This is a genomic window from Enterococcus sp. BWT-B8, assembly GCF_020567625.1.
In the GTDB taxonomy this organism is placed as follows: Bacteria; Bacillota; Bacilli; order Lactobacillales; family Enterococcaceae; genus Enterococcus_L.
On sequence record NZ_JAJDJV010000001.1, the window covers coordinates 335,901 to 359,179 of the forward strand.

Sequence of the window (23,279 nt, forward strand, 5' to 3'; positions counted from 1 at the left end):
ACCTTCCTTTATTTTCTTCTTAGTCCTAAACCAGGAACATTATCCAGAACAATTGATGGTGTAGGCTCCAGCGGAACTCCACCCGTAAGCTCTGTCTCGCGTAATGCAAAAGAGGCATCCAGATCTGCTCGGGTAATGTTCTTCTTGCCTGCAGCCAAATGAGCAGCAGCAGTTACACCAATATTACTTTCCTCGATCATACAGCCGATCATACATTCAATTCCAGCTGCTTCACAAATATTTACAATTTTTAACGCTTCATAAATCCCGCCGCATTTCATTAATTTAATATTAACGATATCGACTGCCCTTTTTTCGATAAGCCTTAATGCTTCTACCGCATTAAAGCAGCTTTCATCAGACATTATCGGGACAGGAGAGTGTGTTCTCACATAAGCAAGTCCTTCAATATCATGATATTTCACAGGCTGCTCAATCAATTCTATATTATATTCCGACAGCTTTTCTATCATTTGAAGAGCCTCTTTCGCTCCCCATGCCTGATTTGCATCCAATCTCAGCTTAATCTGATTGCCAACTGCTTCTCGGATCGCTTTTATTCTTTCGATATCTGACGTCATTCCTGTTCCTACTTTTACCTTTAAAACACTAAATCCTTGTGAAACTGCTCTTTTCGCGTTCTTACTCATTATTTCAGGTGAATTTATACCAACTGTCATATCTGTTTCCACAGCAGAGTCATATCCCCCAACCAGTTTATAGACCGGCATGCTTGTTTTTTTTCCAAGCAAATCATAGCAGGCCAGATCAATTGCGGCTTTTGCTGAAGGTGCATGTGCAGCGATTTTATTCATAATCGAATGAACTTTTTCTATATCAGTCGGATCAGTTCCTATCAACTGCTGAGAGAACATTTTTATGCATTCTGTCGTTCCATCCAGTGTTTCCCCTGTGATCAAAATACCGGGAGAACCTTCACCATAACCAATTATCCCTTCATCAGTCTCTATTTCAATCACAGCACTGATAGATTCTGTGACGGTCCCCAAAGAAATCGTTACAGGCTCTTTTAGCTCAACTGCTTTTTTTGTCACCTTTATTTCTGTGATTTTCATCCAAGGCACTCCTTTTATTATCTAATAGTTAAAATTGAACCATTTTTTGAATTTACAGTTACAATTCTAATCTTTTTTTAACAAAAGTCAATACGAATATTAGAATATTCTGTAAATTCACTCATCATTTTTTTATTTCTTGTCTTTTTGAATGATATTAGAGATAATATTCTTGCGAAGAAATTGAAGTTTAGGAGTGGAAACGACTCATGGAATTTAGAAAGATAAAAGATTTGCGGAAATCAAAAAAGATTACTTTAACTGAACTGGGTGATAAAACCGGCTACTCTGCCAGCTTTCTTTCACAGATTGAACGAGGGGTGAATCGTCCTTCTTTGGAGGCATTGCGAAAAATAGCAGAGGCGCTTGATGTATCTGTTGCCTCCCTAATGGCAAACGAAGCACCAACAGTGAATCAATCGATGGAAAAAATGAAGTATGAATATAGAATTATTCGTAATTCCAGTGAAACTCTTTACTCTCCCTGGCAGTCAAACTCAACGTATTATGATACGCTGTTTAATCTGCCGGTACATACTGAAAATATGGTCATTTCAAAAATTTACATTGATGCCCACTCTTCTTCCAGCGGGCAGATGATTTCTCATAATCTGAGTGAAATTAACCATGTGATAAAAGGAAAGGCGACAATTTTTCTTGAAGGTGAACAGCATCAATTAAATGTGGGAGATACAATTTTTCTGGGTGCATTTACAAAGCATAACATCATGAATGAAACGGAAGATGAGCTGCTTCTCTTTACTTTGCAGTTTTAATGAAGTCTCAAAAAGCTCTTGAAGATTCTCCATTTACAAAATGAGTAAAAAAAGGTATTATATACGATAGCTGATAATAAAGGAGTCGAAAAAACAATGAGCGAAGCAAAAGAATGGTCTGAAGCAGAAATTGAAGAGATCAAAGAAGAAATTTTAACAGCGCTTGAAACAGTGATTGACCCTGAATTAGGTATTGATATTGTAAATTTAGGTTTAATTTATGAGATAGATTTTAATCCAGAAGGCAATACAGTCGTAAAGATGACATTAACAACAATGGGCTGTCCGTTGGCTGATATCTTAACTGAACAGATTCATCAGGCGGTAGCTGACATTCCCGAAGTTAAGAACGTTGAAGTAAAACTTGTGTGGTATCCTGCCTGGACAACAGATAAAATGTCCCGTTATGCACGAATTGCATTGGGGATTAGATAGTTTCTGCTTTTCCAAGAGTTGCTGAGTTTTTCTGCAACTCTTTTTTTGACTTCACAGCAATCAGATATAAAAATAAAGCAGCTTAGTTGATATTCCAACAAGCTATTCCCCAGCTTTTACTTACATGAAATGTCTGTAAACATCAATAGTAAAGTACTTTGAATTTACCTATTTCCCACTAAAACCCCTGTTATATCAGTAGTTATAGAAGCTATTTTCTAAACAAATAAAATACATTTCGAATTACTGTTAGTTCAATAATTTTCTGTATTAGTTTCTAAAGTTTGGGGTAAATTCAAATAAAGTACTTCTTAAGCAACTCCTTGCCTGCTTATTTATAAGTCAACTGGGTATTTGAAAATATATTAATTTAAAAACCAATAAACGAGGTTGTGACATTAGTATGTCCAGAACCCTTAAAACCAAGCAAGCGGTGTTCCAAGACCCCTCCATGCTTCGAGAATCGGAACAATATTCTTCAATTCTTACACGAAGAGCTTTATTCCTGCGCTTACTCGTCGTATGAAGTGTTTTGTCACGACCTCGTTTATTTCCAGCAACTTTTGCTGCACAATAATCATTACGTTTTTTACTCTTTGACAAGAGCTGATCACGCAAAAACATTTCCAGCTTATTCCAATTGATTCCCATTAGCTTTGTATTGACCGGCCAATTCTTTAACTAAAGCAACATTGTCGATAAAAAACAATTGAGCTGTTATAATTTTTTTCAGAAATCCAAATTAATCAATAGAATATATTTCTTAATTTTTCATAGGAAACATTCGAACTGTAAAATAGGTATGATTCTCCCTATCAATTAAAACAGACTGAGGAATAATTGGTTGTCTGATTTAGATAACTAGGGACCAACTATTATGCCTAAACCAATAATGGTTGATAAGCCTGCTAACACTGCTAAAGATACCATATATTTTTCTCCCTCCTTCCATCAAGTAACTTAAATATAACATATTATGACTTTAAAATAAAGGGAGCAATTAAAAAAATGAACATACTTGGTAATGATATAATAAACATTAAGATAAATATTTTCTATTTTCAATATTATTGCATACTATAATAAAAGAAGGAAAGTAGGGTTAATATGAAGCTGAACATTGGTGATACGCTAAGATTTTTTAGAACATCTCTGAATCTTATGCAAAAAGAGATGATGCCATCATCCAAAAATCCTTCCACTTATTCCAGAATAGAAAGTGACAGCAGGACTATAAAGATTGATGAGCTTGTGGAAATTCTTGATAATGCAGACATAAACATCTATGAATTTATCTCATATAGTAACTTAGATAAACTTCAGAAAGACTTCAGAGCTGATTATTATGCAGCCTCTGCAGATATAGAAAATCCAGTAAAAAAAAATAAAATATTGGATTATTACAATAAGTTGTCTGCAAGAAAAATGAAAAATGTGCTGGAATTATCAAATTACATATCAATCAAAGTGTACTTTCATCAGTTCTGGCCTGAAATAGAAACAATAACTGAAGAGGACAAACAGCAAGTATTCGCACTACTTTCAAATAAAACCTATTTTCTGCAATATGACTATACATTATTGTCCAATATGATTTATCTGCTTCCGCCAGTTCAGAGAGAAGCACTGATAGAGAAAGCCTATCCTATTAAAGATCAAGATAAGCGCGATCCAATAACATTGAAGTATGCCTATACTGCTATTCCTAACTTGATAACAATATATCTGCATGAGAATAACCTTAAAGCAGCACTCAAATATATAAAGATTGCTGATAATCTCATTAAAAATCAGGATAATATGAAAGCCCAGTTAGAGGTTAATTATCTGAAAAATCTGATCCTTTTCCTTGAAACAGGTGATATAGACTATGCAAATAAGCTGAATAATTATATCAACACATTAAAAGAAATTGGTAATATTGGTCAGGCGGAAAGAACAATACAGGAAATCAAGGATTTCACCTATAAAAAAAGACATCCTGATACCCCGCCTACACATATAAAATAAAAGAGGTTGTGACAAACACTCATGAGTGTTTGTTTCGATCTCACCAATTTCCAAACGGCAGAGCTGCTAAGAATTGAAGGACTTCGTTTCGATCCTCGAAGAATGGAGGGGCTTTACTCCTACGCTTCTTCGAATGCTCGAATCATACAAAGACTAGAACACTGTTTATTCGGCTTTAGGAGTCTCAGATCTACTTACGTCACAGTCCTCTTTTTTCCATATAACCAAAAAATAATTATTAGGCAGTTTCTCTTCCCTTGTATTCCATAATGCAACATTTTCTTAGTTTTTCTGATTTCAGTAATCTCTAATCAATTTCTCTCTGTCAAAGAAATCCATTTCCAAATAGCTTAAGAATAACAGCAACTGCTGTTCCCTGCCAGATATGCTACGTGTAAAGCAATGTCTGAATAATCGTAAAATCCTCAACTTTTATGGATTTTCATCAATATTTATCAATTGAGATAACTTTGCCTTTCCATCCGCATAGATAATACCCATTATTCTCTCCCAGAACTATATTTTTGCTCTTAGGGAGCATGAGTAAATATTTTAACTTCTTCCCTGATATTTTCAGCTTGCTCTAAATAGCCACTATCTTCTAAAACCGCAATAAAGCTGTGTATCTTCTGCAAATAGTTGATGTTCCCTGTTTCAAGATACGCAAGTAAATTCTTAAGGTATTTTACTTCTAAATGGAACTGAAAATTGAAAATTGTTTTTTCTTGTTTGTCACAAGTCTCCAGATACCTCTTTGCATCTTCAAATTCTTTATTATATAAACAGCTGATGACTACATTTGTTAATGCATTACATGAAAAATTCAGCGTGATATAATCTCTTTTCTCATAATATTTAACAGGAAAAGCCCTTTCTACAATCAGCCGTTTTTGTTTCCCAGAAAATTTGAACATGAGATTGGACAGCAAAACATAGTCATATTGAAGAAGTATCTTTCGTTCCATTAAATAATGGAACATTTTGTCAACCTCTTCTTGGTCAACCGCATCAATCTCTTCCCAATGTTCTGAAAATGATAGTTTTATCGAAATTAGATTAGAAGTTTCACGTATATTTCGATAGCCTAAATTGGACAGCTTATTATAATAACTAATAAGACTCTCCTTCTTTTGTTTATGACTCAAATTCTGCGCAGCTTCTGAAAGTAGTTTTCGAAATAGCCGCTGCTCTTTATCCAAATGGCTAAAGGTTACGAATTCATGTGCATTTATTGATCCAACATCCAAAATATCCAATAATTCATCTAATTTTAAAGGTCTGGTATCAGTTTCAATTCTGGAATAAACGGAACCATCAGTATATTCTGAAAGCATTTCTTTTTGTTTTAAACCTAAGTGCGTTCTAAAAAAACGCAGTGTTTCTCCAATATTTATTGACATTTTTCAACTCCTCAAAAAATAGAATTATACAACATTCAGAAACACTTGGGATTACCATTTTATTCCAATCTACTAAAATTTATACGCCGATCGTTATCAGTCTTTTTTTCTATCAAATAACACACCCAATTATTCCCTTTTCTCATATCTGTCAGCCTGAAGCCTAAACCATTCAGATAATCTTCCAATCTCTCTTTTTTTGCTATGTCCTTCAAAAAATATTGAATTTTCGAATACTCACAGGCAATCAGAAGAAGCCCGGCAGGAGTAAGTATTCTATGTATTTCTAATAAAGCCTGATCCAGATTTTCCCAGTGAAAATGCGTTTGAAAAGCTGAAACCAAGTCGAATTCTCCACATTGAAATGAAGTCTGTTCAATTGTTTGAATACTAAAATGAATACCTTTTGTATTTAGTTGATCAGCTGCCGCTGCTGCTTCTTCTGAAAGATCAATCCCATAAATCAAACTAGCTGGAAATCTTTTTTTCAGTAACTGGCTAGACGCACCGTTTCCGACACCAACGTCCAAAATCCTATCATATGAACTATTTGGAAGAATATTAATCGCCCAATCAGTCATTGGAATATATACACGATTCCAAATACGCATCATCATTCTTCCGACAAGGCCAGTCGGTTTTTTTGATTGGCGAAGAAGGAAACGAAACAAAAAAACTACTACACCTGAAATAAACAATACCCCAACAATCATCATAGTAAATACATCCTTTTCTTTGACTGATAGAAACAAGATGCCGCCTTTATAAAACAGCAGCTCTTTTTATCTGGCGCTAAATTATTGTTGCTTACTCTTTTTTCATTCAAAAATATAAAGGCTTCTCAGGTTTCTGTCAGCTCTGACTAGGGCCTGTCTGAAAAGTTAGTGGAATTCAAATTTTTCAGTAATTTTTGTTAAAATCAAGGAAGAAAACACAGGTTATGTAGGTCATAAGCGAGTATTTATGACGGTAAGTTCTATAAAAATCATCAAAATATTCACCTCTTGAGTTTTCAGATGCCTCCTAGTTAGTAGTGCTTTTAAAAACTGCTTTAAGCAGAAGAATACCTGGTATAATTGCCTTCAATAGCTGAATCTTGTCAATACTTTTGTGTTGTTTGTTCATTACTATCTTTACCTATAGTTGATATAATTTCATTTTATAATATTTCTATTAATACAAATTATAGATACATGGCTTTAACACAAATTAAATAGAAAGCAGGGGTAAATAATTTTTTCACAAACATGCTAAATGATAATTCTATGTTTTTTATAAGATACGTAAAATAAACTTATTTCCAGTAAAAAAGCAATCTAATTTTTCACTGAATAGTTCAGAACAGAACTGCTTTCATAAGCAAATCCATTCTTTCAATACCGCCTTTAAAAAATTTTATTCATTCCCTTACTCCTAAAACTTTACTCTTCACTATCCAAAAAAAAACTGACAGATGTCATTAACATTCCTCCGAGCAGAAGAAACATCATTCATCCATCAGCAGCGGATCAGTTAGTTCTTAAATTTTGCTGAAGTATTTACATAAATTAGCAGAAAGCCTATTGGAACCAAAATCAGCCAGCCAAACAGATCAGCTAATGCAGGCAGCAAGGTGGTTGCAAGGATAACAACACCAAAATAAAGTAAAAATATACCTATCGCTTTCCCCAAAGCCTGTCCATTGATACGCTTCCTTTTTTCACTGCTCATCGTATTATAACCGGCAATAAGCATCAGCCATTTTCCTCTTATTAGCTGCATACCTATTACAATAAAAATAAGACTAATAGAAAACTGTAGTGCTAAGTCTGAATTCATCTTTTTCTCACCTTATTTATGATTTTGATCTTTGCAAAAAATAATCTTTGCCGCTGAATCTCCGTATTTTTATTATATCATCTGTTGCACTCAAAAGTATTTACAAAATAAAGAAAAACAACCACGAGGATAAAAATCATATTCTCTGCAAATATTTTATCGACTCAAAGCTCTTCAAAATCCATTGATATCACTCTTACTTTAAACAAAAAAATTCTATCTTATTTTTTGATTACTGCTAAACTTCGCAATCCAGTGAAATCAAATCTTCATAGGTTTCTCTGCGAACCACTAGTGTATCTTTGCCATCTTCAACAAATATTACTGCCGGTCGTGGATTACGATTATAATTATTAGCCATTGAATACCCATATGCTCCGGTACTGCTCATTGCAAGCAAATCTCCGGCAATAAGGTCAGGCAGCTCAATCGACTTAATGAGGACATCTCCAGATTCGCAGTATTTCCCAACTAGTGCCACTTCGCTTTTGTTTCCCTCGCTCACCCGATTGGCAAGCGCAGCTGTGTACACTGCATCATACAACGCCGGTCGGATATTATCGCCCATTCCACCGTCAACTGAAACATAATGACGAATATCAGGAATCACTTTCTGTGAACCCACTTTATACAGCGTTGTCCCTGCTTCTGCAACAATATTACGACCAGGCTCAATCCAAATTTCCGGTAAAGGATATTCAAGAATCGCGCAGTGTCCCTTAACAGCTTCTACAATTGCCTGAACAAACTGTTCCGGTTTTAATGGTGTATCACTTTCTACATATTTAACACCAAAACCTCCGCCCATATTAAGGATATCCGCAATATAGCCATAATTTTCCTTATATTTTTGCAAAATCGCCATCATTTTCTCAACTGCAATAATAAATCCTTCAGAGGAAAATATCTGGGAACCTATATGACAATGAATTCCTTTTACATCCAAGCCTTCAATCTCAAGTGCTGTTGCCAAGGCTTTTTCAGCTTGTCCGCTGTTTACGTCAAATCCAAATTTAGAATCCACCTGTCCTGTAAGAATAAATTCATGTGTTTCTGCATTGACTCCAGGAGTGATTCGAAGCATCACTGCTTGCTTAACCCCTTTCGAAGCCGTCAGTTCTTTCAATAATTCCAGCTCATAAAAATTATCTATGATAATCATACCTATTTTGCTGTCCAAGGCAAATTCAAGTTCTTCTTTTGTTTTATTATTACCATGAAATTCAATATTATCAGGATTCATGCCGCCTTTTAAAGCAGTATACAGTTCTCCGCCTGAAACAACATCACACCCTAGATTTTCTTCTTCCAGCAGCTTGTACACAGCTAGACAGCTGAATGCTTTGCTTGCATATACGACTTTATTTTTGACGCCCATTTCATCCAATGTTTTTTTGAACCCTCTGGCTTTTTCCCGAATTTGTGCAACATCATAAATAAATAAAGGGGTGCCATATTTTTCAGCCAGCTCTGTTGTATCACACCCGCCAATCGCTAAATGATTCTTTTCATTATACTCTGCAGTACCAAATAATAACGACATTCTTTCACCTACTTCATTTTAGTTACTAAAAATGATAGCATAAAAATGGGGAAGTTCCTATCAGTTTCTCATTTAAAATAATCCAAGACTTAATTATCATATCAAAACTTTCTGGTAATAGAGCGAAACGCATAGCCTTTGCATCTGCCATAGATTTTGGAGGCAGCCAATCGTATATAGCCTGTACCCAGCAGCTTAGGTATTTTTTCTGCTGAAAAACAGATTGGGGTGAATAGCAAAAATAAGTATTTGTGATACCAATTGAATAACTGCTGGAGCTAAGATAAAAGTCTGAGCATAGCCAATTGAAGCTATTAAGTGAATTTTAACAAAATCAATGGATTGTCGAAGCATTAGTAAGAAAGCGTATAAGTTCTATATATTATTATTTCAATATTATGCTAATTAATATCTACACCAAATCTCAAGTAACGATCTCCCTAAGATCGATACATTATTTAAAGTTCGCTTTTTATTGATAGCTTCCTCTAAACTTATAGGTCCTTGTTGAATACTAAATATACCTAAAGTCAACTCTTCTAAAGCACCAATTTCAGGTGTACGACTGCCGCAGATAGCAATCACAGGAAGTCCGATTTTTTTAGCAGCTTGTGCAACTCCCAGCGGAACTTTCCCTCCTCCAGTTTGACCATCAATTTTACCTTCACCAGTAATAACCAAATCAGCATCCAAAATAGTCTTTTCAAAACCAATTAATTGGCTGATCGTTGCAAAGCCTGGAACAAGCTCAGCTCCTAAAAGTGCCAACGCACCTCCCAATCCGCCTGCTGCACCCGCACCCGATAAAATGCTCAAATCGATACTCGATTTTTGCTTAAATAAAACTGAAAGGTCATGAGCTTTTTTATCAAACTCATCTAGAGTATTCATATCGCCGCCTTTTTGAGGTCCAAAAACTCTTGAAAAGCCTCGCTCACCACAATAAGGATTGTCTACATCAACTAACGTAGAAATTTTAATATTTTTTACTTTTGAGAGCGCAGGAGTTAAATTAACCTCTTTCGCCGTAATCAAAGGATTGCTTCCCCATTCGAAGTTCATCTCAGCACCTAGGCCTGCCAATAAGCCTAAACCCCCATCAGAAGTACCACTTCCACCCAAAGTCACATAAATATGTTTAATTCCTTTATCAATCAAAATAGACAGCAGCTTTCCTAGCCCATACGTAGAGCTTTGTCGAAGAGTTTCATTATTTTGTGAGACAAGATGAATTCCAATAACTTCTGCAGATTCTACCACTGCCGTAGGAACACCGTCTATATCTACAACCAAGAAATTGATTTTTCTAAGTTTACCTAAAGGGTCCTGAACTTTCGCTTGATGGTAGATTCCTCCGAGAGAACTATGTATAGCCTCCATAGTCCCCTCTCCGCCATCTGCGATAGGAAAATTGACCTTTTCAATAGTAGTATTCGTGATATTTTTAAAAAATGCAGTATTTAGTTCTTTTGAACTTGCACTCCCTTTAAAAGAATCAATTGCAGCAACAATTTTCATTTACTTCTCTTCCTTTAACCAAGCACAGCCATATGGTGGCAATAAAAAGCCTCCGTTTACCTCAGTAGCTGTAATCAGATTTTTCCCCTTAACACCTTCGACCATGACTTCATGGTTACTTAAATTTGTTAAACAAGTGATGTCAGAAGTTTTACCAATTCGTTTTAGACAAAAAACCTGTTTACTTATATCCAAAACTTCTTGAGGATTATACGGATTAAATGCTTCTTCATCAGCTCTGATTCTAATGAGCTTTGTAATCCCCTCATAAATAGCTTTACGATAAGCATCTTCTTTCAATTCTGCGAATAAAACATTTTTTTGTAACTTTTCACGATTAATTCGTCGGTTAATACCCGATTTTTCCAATCCTTCCAGATCATTCTTTGAACCAAATATTGAATGGGAATAAATAGCAGGTACACCCACAACGGAAAGTAAAATATGATGTGCGGCAATCATTTTTTGAGGTGTCATTTCAGGTTCCGTTTCATCAGACAAAGCAGAACTATAATTAATATTCATCTCGTAAACAGACTGGGTACCATCAGCATTGCTTTTATAAGATACTTTTCCCTTGTTTTGCAACACTCGATTCACTAATTTTTGTCTTTCTTCATCGCTCAGAATTCCTTCAGTTGGACGCAGCCCTATACCATCATGCGAAGCAAGAAAATTAAAATATGTCGCAGTTTCGGATACTTTATCAATAGTTTTAGCCCATTCTGATAATTTGATAGAATTTCTATTTATAAAGCTATGAAGAACTAGTGGCGGTAAAGGGAATTGATACACTTGATTCGCTTCATTCTCAGTGTCTCCAAAATAACTAATATTATCCTTATGGGGTACATTCGTTTCCGTAATGATTTGAGTATTTGGTGTTAATTTTGATAGTAAGTAATTCCATAATTGGACAATCGTATGTGTCTGTGGTAAATGCATACAAACCGTTCCACTTTCTTTCCACAAAAAACCTATTGCATCCAGGCGAATTGAAGCTGCACCGTTTTGAGCATAATTCAGCAGAACTTTGGTCAGACGCACCAACATGATTGGATCTTTTACATTAACATCGACTTGATCTTCACTAAAAGTTGTCCATGCAGAAACCAGCTCACCTTGAGTATTCTTATATTCATGAAACAGAGGTGATGTTCTAGGACGCACCACTTTTGTGGTATCGAAATCTGATTGGCAGGCTACAAAAGCTTCATCAAAACCTGGCTTACGGTTAAGATAATTTTTAAACCACAGACTATCCTTTGACATGTGATTCGCTACAAAATCAAACATCAATCGCTTATTTTTTGCTAATTCCTCTATATCCGTCCAATCGCCTAAATCAGGATTAATTTGATCATAATCCACTACTGAAAACCCATCATCGGAAGTAAAAGGAAACATAGGGAGCAGGTGTACATCTGTAATAGTATCAGACAACGTTCTATCAATGACCTCTTTCAAGACCTGTAATGGTTTTTGATTTTCCGATAAAAATGAGTCTCCATATGTGATTAAATATACACTACGTTCAGATAGCGGCTCTCGTTCAACAAAGCTGCTAGTCGAAAATCCTTCTAACATTTTCCGGAATTCTTCTTCGGCAATTGCCAGTTTATTACCAGAATAAAGCTTTGATAAATAGCTTTGAATTTTATTCATATCAATCATCCTTATTTCTCTCCTTAATTAACGGATCTACAATAACTGAGGCAAAATCTTTTGCTCTTAATTCTTTGAATGTCCTATTCACTACTTTTTCTGCCAACGTTACCAACTGAACATTTTCTAAAGATTCATCGATTTTTACTAACTTCTCTTGTGGATTAAATACACGCAGAATGACCTTTTGAGAATCTTCAGCTCTTTTGAACGCTGATACAAAAACATCTTTTTGGACTGTCAGTAAGTTTTTCGTTGCAGGTAAGTTGCAAAAACCACTTGGTTGCGGCAATTCAAAGCGATCTATTCGTTCTTCAAAACTATTTAAATCTTGTATTTGGTAACTCAATTGACTATCCGTAAAAAGTTCAAATGCACGGTAAACATCCAACACATCTAGTTTAGCTTCTTTCCAACGATACCCGTATGCAAAATTAAGTTCTCCCAACATTTGTGCTTCTGGAGTCTCCACTATTTTATTATTAATACCAGAAGCTCTACCTGGTCTCCAAGATAGATCATCTCTTCCTAAAAGCCCTACTGAACGGTACAATGTTAATGCAAAAAATGATTTGGTTGCTTCGTACTCTTTCAATCCTTTAGTCAGCAGCATAACATTTCCATCTTTTTCATTTACAGCAGCCAATCGTTCCAGAGGAAATATAGGCTGTGGAGCTTCAGCAAAGCCTTCTTCTCTCCATGTTTTCAAATGTGGATTGACAATGGACCGCTTTTGTAATGAAAACCCTTGATCTCCATAACTAAAACCATCTGCATTTTCACCTTCAAATAAAACTCGTACTCTATGATCTTTAACCTCATTTAAAATATGATGTTTAATCAGAATCGTATCAGAATTCCGCTGTAAATCAATCGTTGTCTCAATTACAAGGTCGTCCGTCAGCTCCTGAAAATATTCAAGTGAAGCAGCAACTTTTATCGAAGTAGTTAACGTCATTCGTGACAACTCCGTAGAGGTTTCAATCCCCAATAAACAAAAAGAATCATTATACATTGGCAAAGCATTCATCACAGGTGAATAATCATAAGAATCGCCTCCATCAATTGTGTTCTCAAACTTGATCCAATTTGATTTTATTTGCCCATCACTTTTTCGCTGTAATTGAATTTTGCCATCTATCAAATGAATCTTATAAAATTTATTTTCAATTTCTTCTGTTTCAGAAACACTTAGAAGGTCTACTGCCAAACTTTCAGTTACAAAAAATTGCTGATAACCAAAACCGCTGAATTCAACTTCAATCGCCAGCTCACTACGATAATATCCCGGCAACTCAATTTCTTGCTCTCCCTCAGCAGTCACTTTGATTTGTTTTCCACCGGAAAGGTATGTTTGATTTATAATAGTTTGGGGTAATTGATCACCTGTAATCTTTTTTAAAACAACATTTTGAAAACGTGTAAAGACCACAACATTAATGGTTTTTGTTACCTCTTTGGGCAGTAAATTGAATACGACCAGTCCGTTTTCCTCTGGATTTATTGCTCTCGCTATCTGTTTTTTCAAAATAGTAATATAATCATCCGCAATACGTTCGGCCTTTAGTAATCGATTAATAATATTTCTATTAGTCTCATCAGAGTTACAGCCTCCGATAGAATCATGTGCATGTGCATCAAACAGTAGCTTTAGCGCAGTATTAATCCAAGCTTGAGGATATCTCCCGCCTAGTGTTTGGTGGAGAACTCCCAGAGGCTCCAACTGTTGATAGATCTTTTCTTCTACACGACTATTCAATAGTTTGATATCCACTCGCTGAGAACGAATCGTGCTGTGAATTCTTGATTTCTGGCTTGCAATAAGTTCCCCTTCTACTTTATTATTACTAGCATTCTTAACAGCTGACATAAAACTTTCATAATCCGATAAGATAAATTCATATGGCAAGTCCATTTTATTCAAATCAGCTACTACTTCTGGAAAATGAGTTCGCACTAAAACTTGATCACCGCCAGCTGGTAATAAAAGGGGATTTTCTGGATTCGTTTTTTCAGACAATCTATCTAGAATCGGCAATAAGGTTTCTTGCACATAGCTTTCATCAGTTGATAAAAACTTTCCTGGCCCATATCCATAAAAGAGATTATTCGTCAAAATACTGTCACCATTTGGTGCAACCCAATCAAAAGTAAGATCTTCTGCTAATTGATCATTATATACTCCTCGTTGTAAGATACTCGATTTTAGTTCAAAACCGTTAAAAATTGCTGGCAGATAGGCGTTCTGCCCAAAAATATCCGGCAGATAACCTACTGACATAGATTTTCCATAACTTTCAGCTCCACGTTGTCCTAACAGAAGATTTCTGATTATCGATTCGGTCTGAATCAATAGAGTATCACACTGTGTATACCACGGTCCTATGTGAATGCGATTATTGCTGATTAATTCTTTCAATTTATCATTCTTCTCAGGAACATATTTATTAAATTCTTCTGCTAATGAATATTGTCCATCAAAGCTATAAGTTGGGAATTCTGGATTATTTTCTAGGTATTCCATTAAAAAATCAAGATTCTCACACAGTAAAGTATTCGAATCTTCAATAGAAAAATACCATTCTCTATCCCAATGGCTATGAGGGACAACATAAACTTTCTTTTTCATAACAACTCACCTTATCTGATTTATAAAACAGGCATGGGAGTGGGACAGAAATAAAGTTCCAAACTCTCTTCGTATCTATCCCCGAATAAACAACGGGACAAAAGGAGCCCCTTCGGAATTAAGCCGAATGATCGGAGCTCCAGATCCTTCACCAAGTAGGTAACAGGACTCCATCTACTCTGTTGAAGCAAACCTGGTGAAGCCAGCCAACTCTAGTAGGTTTTATACATAGAAGTTGATGTGATCGAAGTACAGCGGAATGTATCAATTCTCAGCTATTCATTTTATGAATAGTGTTCCTTGACAATTTTCGGATATTCTTTCTTAATTCTCGGAGCTGATCACTTTTGTCCCGACCTCCATACCTACAATTTAAAAAATTATTTTTTTGCTTCTTTTCTTTTAATCAAGTAATTGCGGACAAAGATATTTGCAAAAGCAATAAACAATGTTCCAACAACTAAACCAACCAAGTATGCTGGTAGATTTTCAACCAACGGCCACCCCCAAATTGCTGGCAACGGCAGCCATTGAACTGCTCCCATCGCAACAGCTGTACAAGAGCCTAAAATTGCACCAATGATATTGATAGGAATAGTAATTAGTGGATTTCGTAACATAAATGGAATAGCTCCTTCAGAGATTGCCAAGAATCCTAATAAGAATGATGTTCCCCCAACAACACGAAGATCATCTGGATAAACACGACGTCCAACTACATACTTATCGATCATGGTTGATAAGCCAAGTCCTAATGGTGGAATCACAATTGCCAAAACACGTGGTGTTAGCGGGAAAATCTTATCTGCAGATAAACCAATTGCTATAGCGCCAGCTGCTTTATTAACTGGTCCACCCAGGTCGAAGGCAGTTGCTGCCGCAATAACTGCTGATAACCCAAGCTTCCCGGAACCGCTCATACTAGTAATAGCATCAGCTATCATTTTATTAAGCCCGCCAAATACCGGATCAACAATAAATAAATTCAGTATAAAAATTGCTAATACAGAAATTCCCGGAACCAAGAACATTGGCTTCATAGCATTTAAGTTCTTACTTAACTTGATTTTTTCATTTAAGAAGCGGGAAATATATCCAGCTGCAATACCTAAAACCAACGCTCCTAAGAACCCGCTGGGAATACCACCCTCAATACCCCAAAAAGTATAGTGAAGACCCGCTGCAAATAACCCCCCAGCAAAACCTGATACTAAACCAACACGATCAGAAATCGAGTACGCGGCAAACATTGCAAAAACTGGGTAGATAAATTTGAATAACATATTACCAAAGCTATCTAAATAATGTAGAAACTGAACAACGCCCCCAGCTGAATTGTACTCAGCAGCTCCGATGACTCCAGGGTCCATACCAAGCACTAAAATCCATACTAGTTTAGCAATACCTAACATTAATCCGGCAGCGACCAATAAAGGAATCATATAAGAAATGCCTGTCATGACAGAGGCCATCAATTCAGATTTCAACCCTTTTTTAGCTGATCCTGTCTGGGAATTATCATCTGATTCATTCACCACACCCTGAGGCTGTGCCAAAACTTTTTCAATGACAGCTTTTCCATTCTTCAATGGTTCTGCGACTTTAACTTCAACAAAGGGCTTTCCATTAAATCGTCCTTTATCTTTTACTTTTGTATCTACAGCAAAAATTACTCCATCCGCATTTGCAACATCAACTGCAGTGATTTTATCTTCTAAACCGTTAGCTCCTTGTTTCTCAACTTTAATTTTTACACCCAATTCCTTGGCAGCCTTTTCTAATGCCTCAGCTGCCATATAGGTATGGGCAATACCAGTTGCACAAGCAGTCACTCCAACGATATATTTATCAGATGATTTAATTTGCCTATTCTCATCCTTTACTTGTTCCTCCACAATACCGGATTCTAAAACTTTAAATAATTCATCTCTAGTATGCACAGCTTTTACTTTATCCAAAAATTTTTGATCCATTAAACGAATGCTTAATTCTGATAATAATTTTAAATGAGTGCTGCCAGCTTCTGCTTCCGGAATGGCTAATAAGAATACAGCTTCAACTTGATTAGATTGACTGATTGACGGCCAGTCTTCATTTTTCAAAGGCTCTTTTAGAGTTATTACAGCAAATCCAGCTTTTTTTACTGCTGAACTTTTACTATGAGGAATTGCTAACCCATTTTCAAGACCAGTATTTGAATGATTCTCACGTTCTAACACAGCCTGTAAAAATGCTTTTTGATCATTTAAATATCCGGCATGATACAACATCTTGCTCATGTATTCCAAGATGGAACCTCTGGAAGTCAAATCGACTTTTGTTTGGATCAAGTCTAACTCTGTCATTTTAATGATATCCATTTTTATTTCTCCTTTTCAAAAAATTAATTTGTTTACAGCTACAATATAACAAATTCTTGTAACCCGTTTCAGTCAATTCTTGGATATTTATCCAGCAACTGATATAATAAGTAAAACTAACATAAAGGCGATGACTATGGGTATTCTTATTGAAAATTATGGAAACATCATTAATGAAATGAGTGAATCAGAAAAAAATGTGTTTTATGATTTGGACAATTCTCCAGAATTGGTTAATACACTGAATCTAACAGACTTGGCAAACGTACTAGCAACCTCAAACTCTACAATTATTCGGTTGGCACAACGACTTGGCTTCAAAGGTTATTCTCAATTCAAATATGAATTGGCAAGATTAATAAAAGAAACAACCTATATTAATGAAAAAGATCTCTTATCACAATATCAGAGCTTCTTCCAAGATTCTCTAAGTGCCCTAACCTTGAACTCCTTGGAAATTTTTGCTGAGCAAATTCATATTGCTGCAAATTTATTTATTGTTGGTGTCGGGCTAACCAAACCCATAGCAGAATATACAAGTAAACGTCTCTATCAAATTAATAAAGCCTCAATGTATATCTATGAATCCCACATGCTGGATCTATTACCCCAGTTGATTAAATCAAATGATTTAGCAATCTTTATTAGTATGAGCGGAGAAACAAATAGTTTGCTAACCTCTGCTCAAAAGGTTAAACAAACTAACGGAAAAATTCTTTCTATTACCAATTCCAGAGCTAATTCTTTAAATAATATTACTATGCATAGCATTACCACTGGAATTCCGACAAATGTTTATCACAATTATGATATAACTTCACGTGCTTTTTTGATGGTAAATATTGATTTGATTTTAGAAATATATTTAAAACGTTACGTTAGATAAGCTGATTCTTGCAGTTTGATTCCGGAGCTGCGGATGCTTTTCTGAACCATTTACGTAATGCACCAACAGACAGATACTCCAATTCTCAAAGAGCGGCTGCAGAGGAGCAATCATATTTCAAAAATAGCTGAATAGCTTTCATACATTCTTTGTAAACATGCGGATATTCTTTCTAAGTTCATTTTTAATCCAGGATCATATCCGCACTCCTGCCCTTTCATTATAGGATAGATTCGTGCTCACCGCATGTCTAATGTCCTACGCTTTTCCAAATTAATGCGTTTTCATCGAGAATCAAACAAGGTAAGACTCGTAGATACAAGATTCATCCGTAGTAGAAAGTCAGTTATCAGAATGGTATGCAGAATTCTGATTGAAATAAAGTAGGTAAATATATGTTCATCATTAAGAGGTTGTTAGTATGCGAAGGCTCTGACGGGGATAAATTTGTCAGAATTTATTCTATATAAAGAGATAGCTGACCACAGAGACATAATAAAGACTGGAACACCATTTATCCGATTTTTTTCTAATATTATAGGTCTGGGAACTATTTCTGTCCCAGACCTCTCAGTTATAAATAGTTGGTTCATTGTTGTTTTATCTTTTATCCGATTAAAAAGCGGGAATAATAGTATGCTTTACTCTTTTGTACAGCTGAAGCCTTTTTTAAACAATTTATAACGATCTCAAGAATTTATTGTTTCCTGCGCTTCTTCCTGTGCAATTGTCAAAATTGCTGCCGGAATCCTGTAGGGTGAGCAGGATACATAAGTAATCGGTAGCTTTCTCAAAAAACGAATAGATTTGGGATCTCCACCTACCTCTCCACAAACTCCGATTTTAGCACTATCTGAAATAGAGCATACATTCGATACCGCAATTTTTATCAGCTCTCCTACCCCATTTTCATCCAAATGCTGAAACGGATCATCTTTTAAAAGTCCTTTATCTGCATATTCACCTAAAAACTTCGCTGAATCATCTCTGGAGAAGCCATAAGTCAGCTGCGTCAGATCGTTGGTTCCGAAACTGAAAAAGTCCGAAGTTTGAGCAAGCTTATCTGCAACTAAACAGGCTCTAGGTGTTTCAATCATTGTACCGATCTTATATTGAAGGCTCTGTCCGGTCTGTTTGAAAATATCCTCTATAGTTTCTTCCAATAGTTTCCTCAGCATTTCCATTTCTTCAGCTGTACTGATTAAAGGGATCATAATCTCTGGAATAGTAGTAAATGCTTCATTCTGATTACATTCCAAAGCTGTTTCAATGATAGCAGCAACCTGCATTTGATAAATCTCCGGCGTAGTCACCGCCAAACGACAGCCTCTATGCCCCAGCATCGGATTCTGTTCTTCCAAACTATCCATTTTTCTTCGGATTTGTGCCGGCATCCGACCCGTTGCTTTTGCAAGCTCTTCTATTTCTTTTCCTGTTTTTGGTAAAAATTCATGCAGCGGAGGGTCCAGCAAGCGAATAGTACAAGAACGGCCTTCCATTAAGCAGAAAATTTCTTTGAAATCTTTTTTCTGATACTCTTTCAGCTTTTCCAAAGGCTCCTGCAGACCTTTCCTGTCTTCTGCCAGAATCATTTTTCTCATTTCGCTGATTCGTTCTTCTCCAAAAAACATATGCTCTGTTCTTGCCAGACCTATACCGTCTGCACCTAGCTTTAATGCAGCTTGAATGTCTTCCGGTGTTTCCGCATTCGCAAAGACAAGAAGATGACTGTTCTCTTTTGCCCATTCAAGAATTTTATCCAGCAGAAGCTGTTCATCCCCTTGTTTCTTTGGGATATTCCCCTGGTATAAGGTTCCTGTTGTCCCATCAACAGAAAGAACATCCCCAGCTTTCATAGTCAGCCCGTTACAGCTGATCTGTTCCAAAAACTCATCTACTTGAAGCGCTTCACAGCCTGCTACGCAGCAAACACCCATACCCCGTGCCACGACTGCGGCATGAGAGGTCATTCCTCCCCTTGAAGTAACGATACCTTCACTGACCACCATTCCTTCAATGTCCTCTGGAGAGGTTTCCTGACGAACAAGGATTACTTTTTCTCCTCTTTCACTCGCTGCTTTCGCTGTTTCAGCAGTAAAATAGATATTTCCGCTGGCAGCACCGGGACTTGCCGGCAGCCCTTTGGCAATTGGGATTGCTTTTTCAAGTGCTGCTGGTTCAAAGACTGGATGAAGAAGCTGTGTAATCATGGAAGGTGTAATTCGTTCAAGCCCTTCTTTTTTTGAAAGAACCCCTTCTTCAACTAAATCAATACATACTCGAAAAGCGGCCTTTGCAGTCCGTTTCCCATTTCTGGTTTGTAAAATGTACAACTTCTGGTTTTCAATAGTAAATTCAATATCCTGCATGTCTTTATAATGCTTCTCCAGATTTGAACCTATTTGCTTAAATTCTTCATACACGGAAGGCATTGATTCTTTTAATGCGGCTATCGGCTGCGGTGTTCTGATCCCAGCCACCACATCTTCACCCTGTGCATTAAGCAGGAATTCACCAAAGATCCCCTTCTCGCCAGTTGCTGGATTCCTCGTAAATGCAACACCTGTACCGCTTTCAAAACCCGCATTTCCAAAAACCATTTCCTGAATATTGACTGCTGTTCCCAAATGGTCAGGAAGATCATGCAAACGCCGATATGTCTTGGCTCTCTTGTTATTCCAAGAGCGAAAAACAGCTTCTACAGATTGAAACAGCTGCTCCTTTGGCTCCTGTGGAAACGGTTTATGAACAGTTTCCTGATAGATGCCTTTGTATGCAGAAACTAAATACCGCCAGTCTTCTTCCTTCATTTCTGTATCTTCTTTGTAGCCTTTTTTATTTTTGTAAAAACTCAGCTGATCCTCAAAACGATTCTTGTTGATTCCCCAGACAACATCTCCAAACATTTGCAGCAAACGTCGATAACAGTCATAAGCGAAGCGGCCGTTTCCTGTTTTTTCAGCCAATCCATCCACTGTCTCGTCATTTAATCCCAAATTCAATATTGTATCCATCATACCGGGCATGGAAAATTTTGATCCGCTTCGAACAGAAACAAGCAGCGGCTGATCAACATCTCCAAGTTTTTTTCCTGTCTTCTTTTCTAAAGAAAGAATGTGCTGTTCTATCTCCATTTTCAGTTCATTCAGCAAGTGCTGCTCATTCTTTAGGTAATCAATACAAGCTTCAGTCGTTATCGTAAAGCCATTTGGTACAGGTAAACCCAAGCTTGTCATTTCAGCCAGATTTGCCCCTTTTCCACCCAGCAGTCCAGCCTGATCTTTTGACCCTTCTGAAAAATCGTAAACAAAAACCATTGAATATCCTCCTCTGTTCCAAATAGTGTGCCACATTCGATATAAATCGAATTATATAGTGTGTCACATTTCCTGTCAACAGTTTTTATGACGAGTGAAGATTTGACTTGATTTTATTTATGCCCCTATATATAATATATAGTATGTCACATTTAAGAGGGTAGGTTATCAACTATGCAATTAACTTCCAGACAGCTGGAAATGATTAAAATCGTAAAGAATAATGAGCCGATCAGCGGAGAAGCAATCGCAAAAACATTAGGCTTAAGCAGAGCTACTCTGCGCAGCGATTTAGCTATTTTAACAATGACTGGTCTACTCGATGCAAGACCAAAAGTAGGTTATTTTTACACAGGACAGACAGTAGAACCGCTTCTATACGAAAAACTCTATAGAAAAAAAGTAAAGGATATCATGATTCCTCCTCTACTGATTCCCCAATCAACAACCATTTACGATGCAGTAACCAATCTTTTTATGTATGATGTCGGTTCGCTCTATGTAAAAGATGATCAGGAAAAATTAATCGGTCTGCTGTCTCGAAAAGATTTACTGCGTGCGGCGATCAGCAACCCTCATACTGAAAAAACACCTGTTGCGGTAATAATGACCCGAATGCCGAATATCACTACAATAACCGGAGAACACACTATTTTGGAAGCCGGCGACCTTCTGCTTCAGCACAGTGTGGACACACTGCCGGTAGTTGATAAAGCAGAACCGGGAAAAGTAGTCGGCAAATTAACAAAAACCAAACTAATGGAATATTTTATCCTGGCAGGTAAAGATATTGAAAATGAAAATTATTAGGAGTGTTTAACTATTATGGAAAAAAACAGTGTAAAAATCTATTTAATCTCTGATTCTGTAGGGGAAACTGCTCAAAAAATTATTTCAGCTGTTTCAGCGCAATATCCAGATATCGATATGAGAGATATTCAACGTTTCCCTTTTATTACTGAAGAGGATTTGCTGCAGCCGATTTTAAAAGATGCATTACATGATAAAGCAATTGTTGTTACGACCTTGGTAAATAAGAAACTTGTGGCTCTCGTAAATAATTTTGCCAGAAGGACAGGACTTCAGTTTATTGATTACATGAGCCCGCTCAGTGAAATCATTGAAGGAACATTTGGCATCGCACCTTTACAGGAACCTGGGGCACTGCACAAATTAAATGAACAATATTTCAACCGCGTAGCTGCAATTGAATTTGCAGTCCGCTATGATGACGGAAAAGATTCTAAAGGCTTTCTGGAAGCCGATTATGTCTTGCTTGGCGTTTCCAGAACCTCGAAAACACCATTAAGCATGTATATGGCAAATCGAAATCACAAAGTAGCAAATCTGCCTCTTATTCCGGAAGTAGCCTTGCCAAAAGAACTGGACCAGATTGATCCGAAGAAAATAATCGGTTTGACAACTTCTATGGAAAGCCTGAGAGATATCAGAAAATCACGTCTGGACTCTCTCGGACTTAAAGGAGACTCCGCCTATACAAACTTTGATCGTATCAAGGAAGAATTAAACTATGCGAATCAAGTCTTTGAAAAATACAACACAATCATCATTAATGTTGATAAAAAATCAATTGAAGAAACCTGTTCATTAATTGAAAATATGACAGAAACCCAGATATAAGAAGATAAAATAGACACAGAAAGAGGGCCTGAAGTTGTGACAGAAGTGTTCTGCCTCAAGAACCAGGTAGGTAACATGCATCATCTACTCTGACGAGTCAATCGTAGTGATTTATGTCAATAAGTCGGAATATACGAAAATAGCTACTCATATTTTCAGTATAGTTCGCCTTATTTCCAGAACTGCTGTCTCTACGAGTCTAACG

Annotated in this window: 16 protein-coding genes; 6 read left to right on the forward strand and 10 right to left on the reverse strand. The window is 36.5% G+C overall.

What is annotated here, in order from left to right; translation table 11 throughout:
- Positions 1–8: 8 nt before the first annotated feature.
- Complete coding sequence (locus tag LI951_RS01520) at positions 9–1,076, reverse strand: dipeptide epimerase (RefSeq protein WP_202067476.1); 1,068 nt, start codon at positions 1,074–1,076, stop codon at positions 9–11.
- 209 nt (positions 1,077–1,285) lie between these two features.
- Here LI951_RS01520 and LI951_RS01525 point away from each other — a divergent pair, with 209 nt between their 5' ends.
- The 3 genes from LI951_RS01525 to LI951_RS01535 all read left to right on the forward strand — a co-directional run bounded on the left by LI951_RS01525 (position 1,286) and on the right by LI951_RS01535 (position 4,297).
- Positions 1,286–1,852, forward strand: coding sequence for an XRE family transcriptional regulator (locus LI951_RS01525; protein WP_202067475.1), 567 nt, complete (start codon positions 1,286–1,288; stop codon positions 1,850–1,852).
- A 96-nt stretch (positions 1,853–1,948) separates the two neighbouring features.
- On the forward strand, positions 1,949–2,287 hold the full coding sequence (locus tag LI951_RS01530; RefSeq protein WP_202067474.1) for a metal-sulfur cluster assembly factor: 339 nt from the start codon (positions 1,949–1,951) through the stop codon (positions 2,285–2,287).
- A gap of 1,107 nt (positions 2,288–3,394) precedes the next feature.
- Positions 3,395–4,297 (forward strand): helix-turn-helix domain-containing protein, encoded by a 903-nt coding sequence (locus LI951_RS01535; protein WP_202067473.1) that lies wholly within the window; start codon positions 3,395–3,397, stop codon positions 4,295–4,297.
- A gap of 530 nt (positions 4,298–4,827) precedes the next feature.
- Here the strand turns inward: LI951_RS01535 and LI951_RS01540 are convergent.
- The 8 genes from LI951_RS01540 to LI951_RS01575 all read right to left on the reverse strand — a co-directional run bounded on the left by LI951_RS01540 (position 4,828) and on the right by LI951_RS01575 (position 17,230).
- Positions 4,828–5,697 (reverse strand): helix-turn-helix domain-containing protein, encoded by an 870-nt coding sequence (locus tag LI951_RS01540; RefSeq protein WP_229441048.1) that lies wholly within the window; start codon positions 5,695–5,697, stop codon positions 4,828–4,830.
- Between the two features lie 59 nt (positions 5,698–5,756).
- Positions 5,757–6,413 (reverse strand): class I SAM-dependent methyltransferase, encoded by a 657-nt coding sequence (locus tag LI951_RS01545; RefSeq protein ID WP_229441049.1) that lies wholly within the window; start codon positions 6,411–6,413, stop codon positions 5,757–5,759.
- A gap of 796 nt (positions 6,414–7,209) precedes the next feature.
- Entirely contained in the window at positions 7,210–7,515 is a 306-nt protein-coding gene (locus LI951_RS01550; protein ID WP_229441050.1) for a DUF3784 domain-containing protein, read from the reverse strand.
- A 238-nt stretch (positions 7,516–7,753) separates the two neighbouring features.
- Positions 7,754–9,058, reverse strand: a complete 1,305-nt coding sequence (gene lysA, locus LI951_RS01555; protein WP_229441051.1) for a diaminopimelate decarboxylase — start codon at positions 9,056–9,058, stop codon at positions 7,754–7,756.
- 405 nt (positions 9,059–9,463) lie between these two features.
- Complete coding sequence (locus LI951_RS01560) at positions 9,464–10,576, reverse strand: glycerate kinase (RefSeq protein WP_202067469.1); 1,113 nt, start codon at positions 10,574–10,576, stop codon at positions 9,464–9,466.
- Positions 10,577–12,250, reverse strand: coding sequence for a sugar phosphorylase (locus LI951_RS01565; RefSeq protein ID WP_229441052.1), 1,674 nt, complete (start codon positions 12,248–12,250; stop codon positions 10,577–10,579). It abuts the gene before it with no gap.
- On the reverse strand, positions 12,243–14,870 hold the full coding sequence (locus LI951_RS01570) for a glycoside hydrolase family 38 C-terminal domain-containing protein (protein WP_202067468.1): 2,628 nt from the start codon (positions 14,868–14,870) through the stop codon (positions 12,243–12,245). Before LI951_RS01570 ends, LI951_RS01565 begins: the two co-directional genes overlap by 8 nt.
- A 380-nt stretch (positions 14,871–15,250) precedes the next feature.
- Positions 15,251–17,230, reverse strand: coding sequence for a fructose PTS transporter subunit IIA (locus LI951_RS01575; RefSeq protein WP_229441053.1), 1,980 nt, complete (start codon positions 17,228–17,230; stop codon positions 15,251–15,253).
- Positions 17,231–17,366: 136 nt separating this feature from the next.
- Here LI951_RS01575 and LI951_RS01580 point away from each other — a divergent pair, with 136 nt between their 5' ends.
- A complete protein-coding gene (locus LI951_RS01580; protein ID WP_229441054.1) occupies positions 17,367–18,116 on the forward strand; it encodes a MurR/RpiR family transcriptional regulator in 750 nt (249 codons plus the stop codon).
- A 689-nt stretch (positions 18,117–18,805) separates the two neighbouring features.
- Here LI951_RS01580 and ppdK read toward each other — a convergent pair.
- A complete protein-coding gene (gene ppdK, locus LI951_RS01585) occupies positions 18,806–21,433 on the reverse strand; it encodes a pyruvate, phosphate dikinase (RefSeq protein WP_229441055.1) in 2,628 nt (875 codons plus the stop codon).
- Positions 21,434–21,607: 174 nt separating this feature from the next.
- Between ppdK and LI951_RS01590 the strand changes: the two genes are divergently transcribed.
- A complete protein-coding gene (locus tag LI951_RS01590) occupies positions 21,608–22,243 on the forward strand; it encodes a helix-turn-helix transcriptional regulator (RefSeq protein ID WP_202067463.1) in 636 nt (211 codons plus the stop codon).
- A gap of 15 nt (positions 22,244–22,258) precedes the next feature.
- Positions 22,259–23,074, forward strand: coding sequence for a pyruvate, water dikinase regulatory protein (locus tag LI951_RS01595; RefSeq protein WP_202067462.1), 816 nt, complete (start codon positions 22,259–22,261; stop codon positions 23,072–23,074).
- The last annotated feature ends 205 nt before the right edge of the window (positions 23,075–23,279 follow it).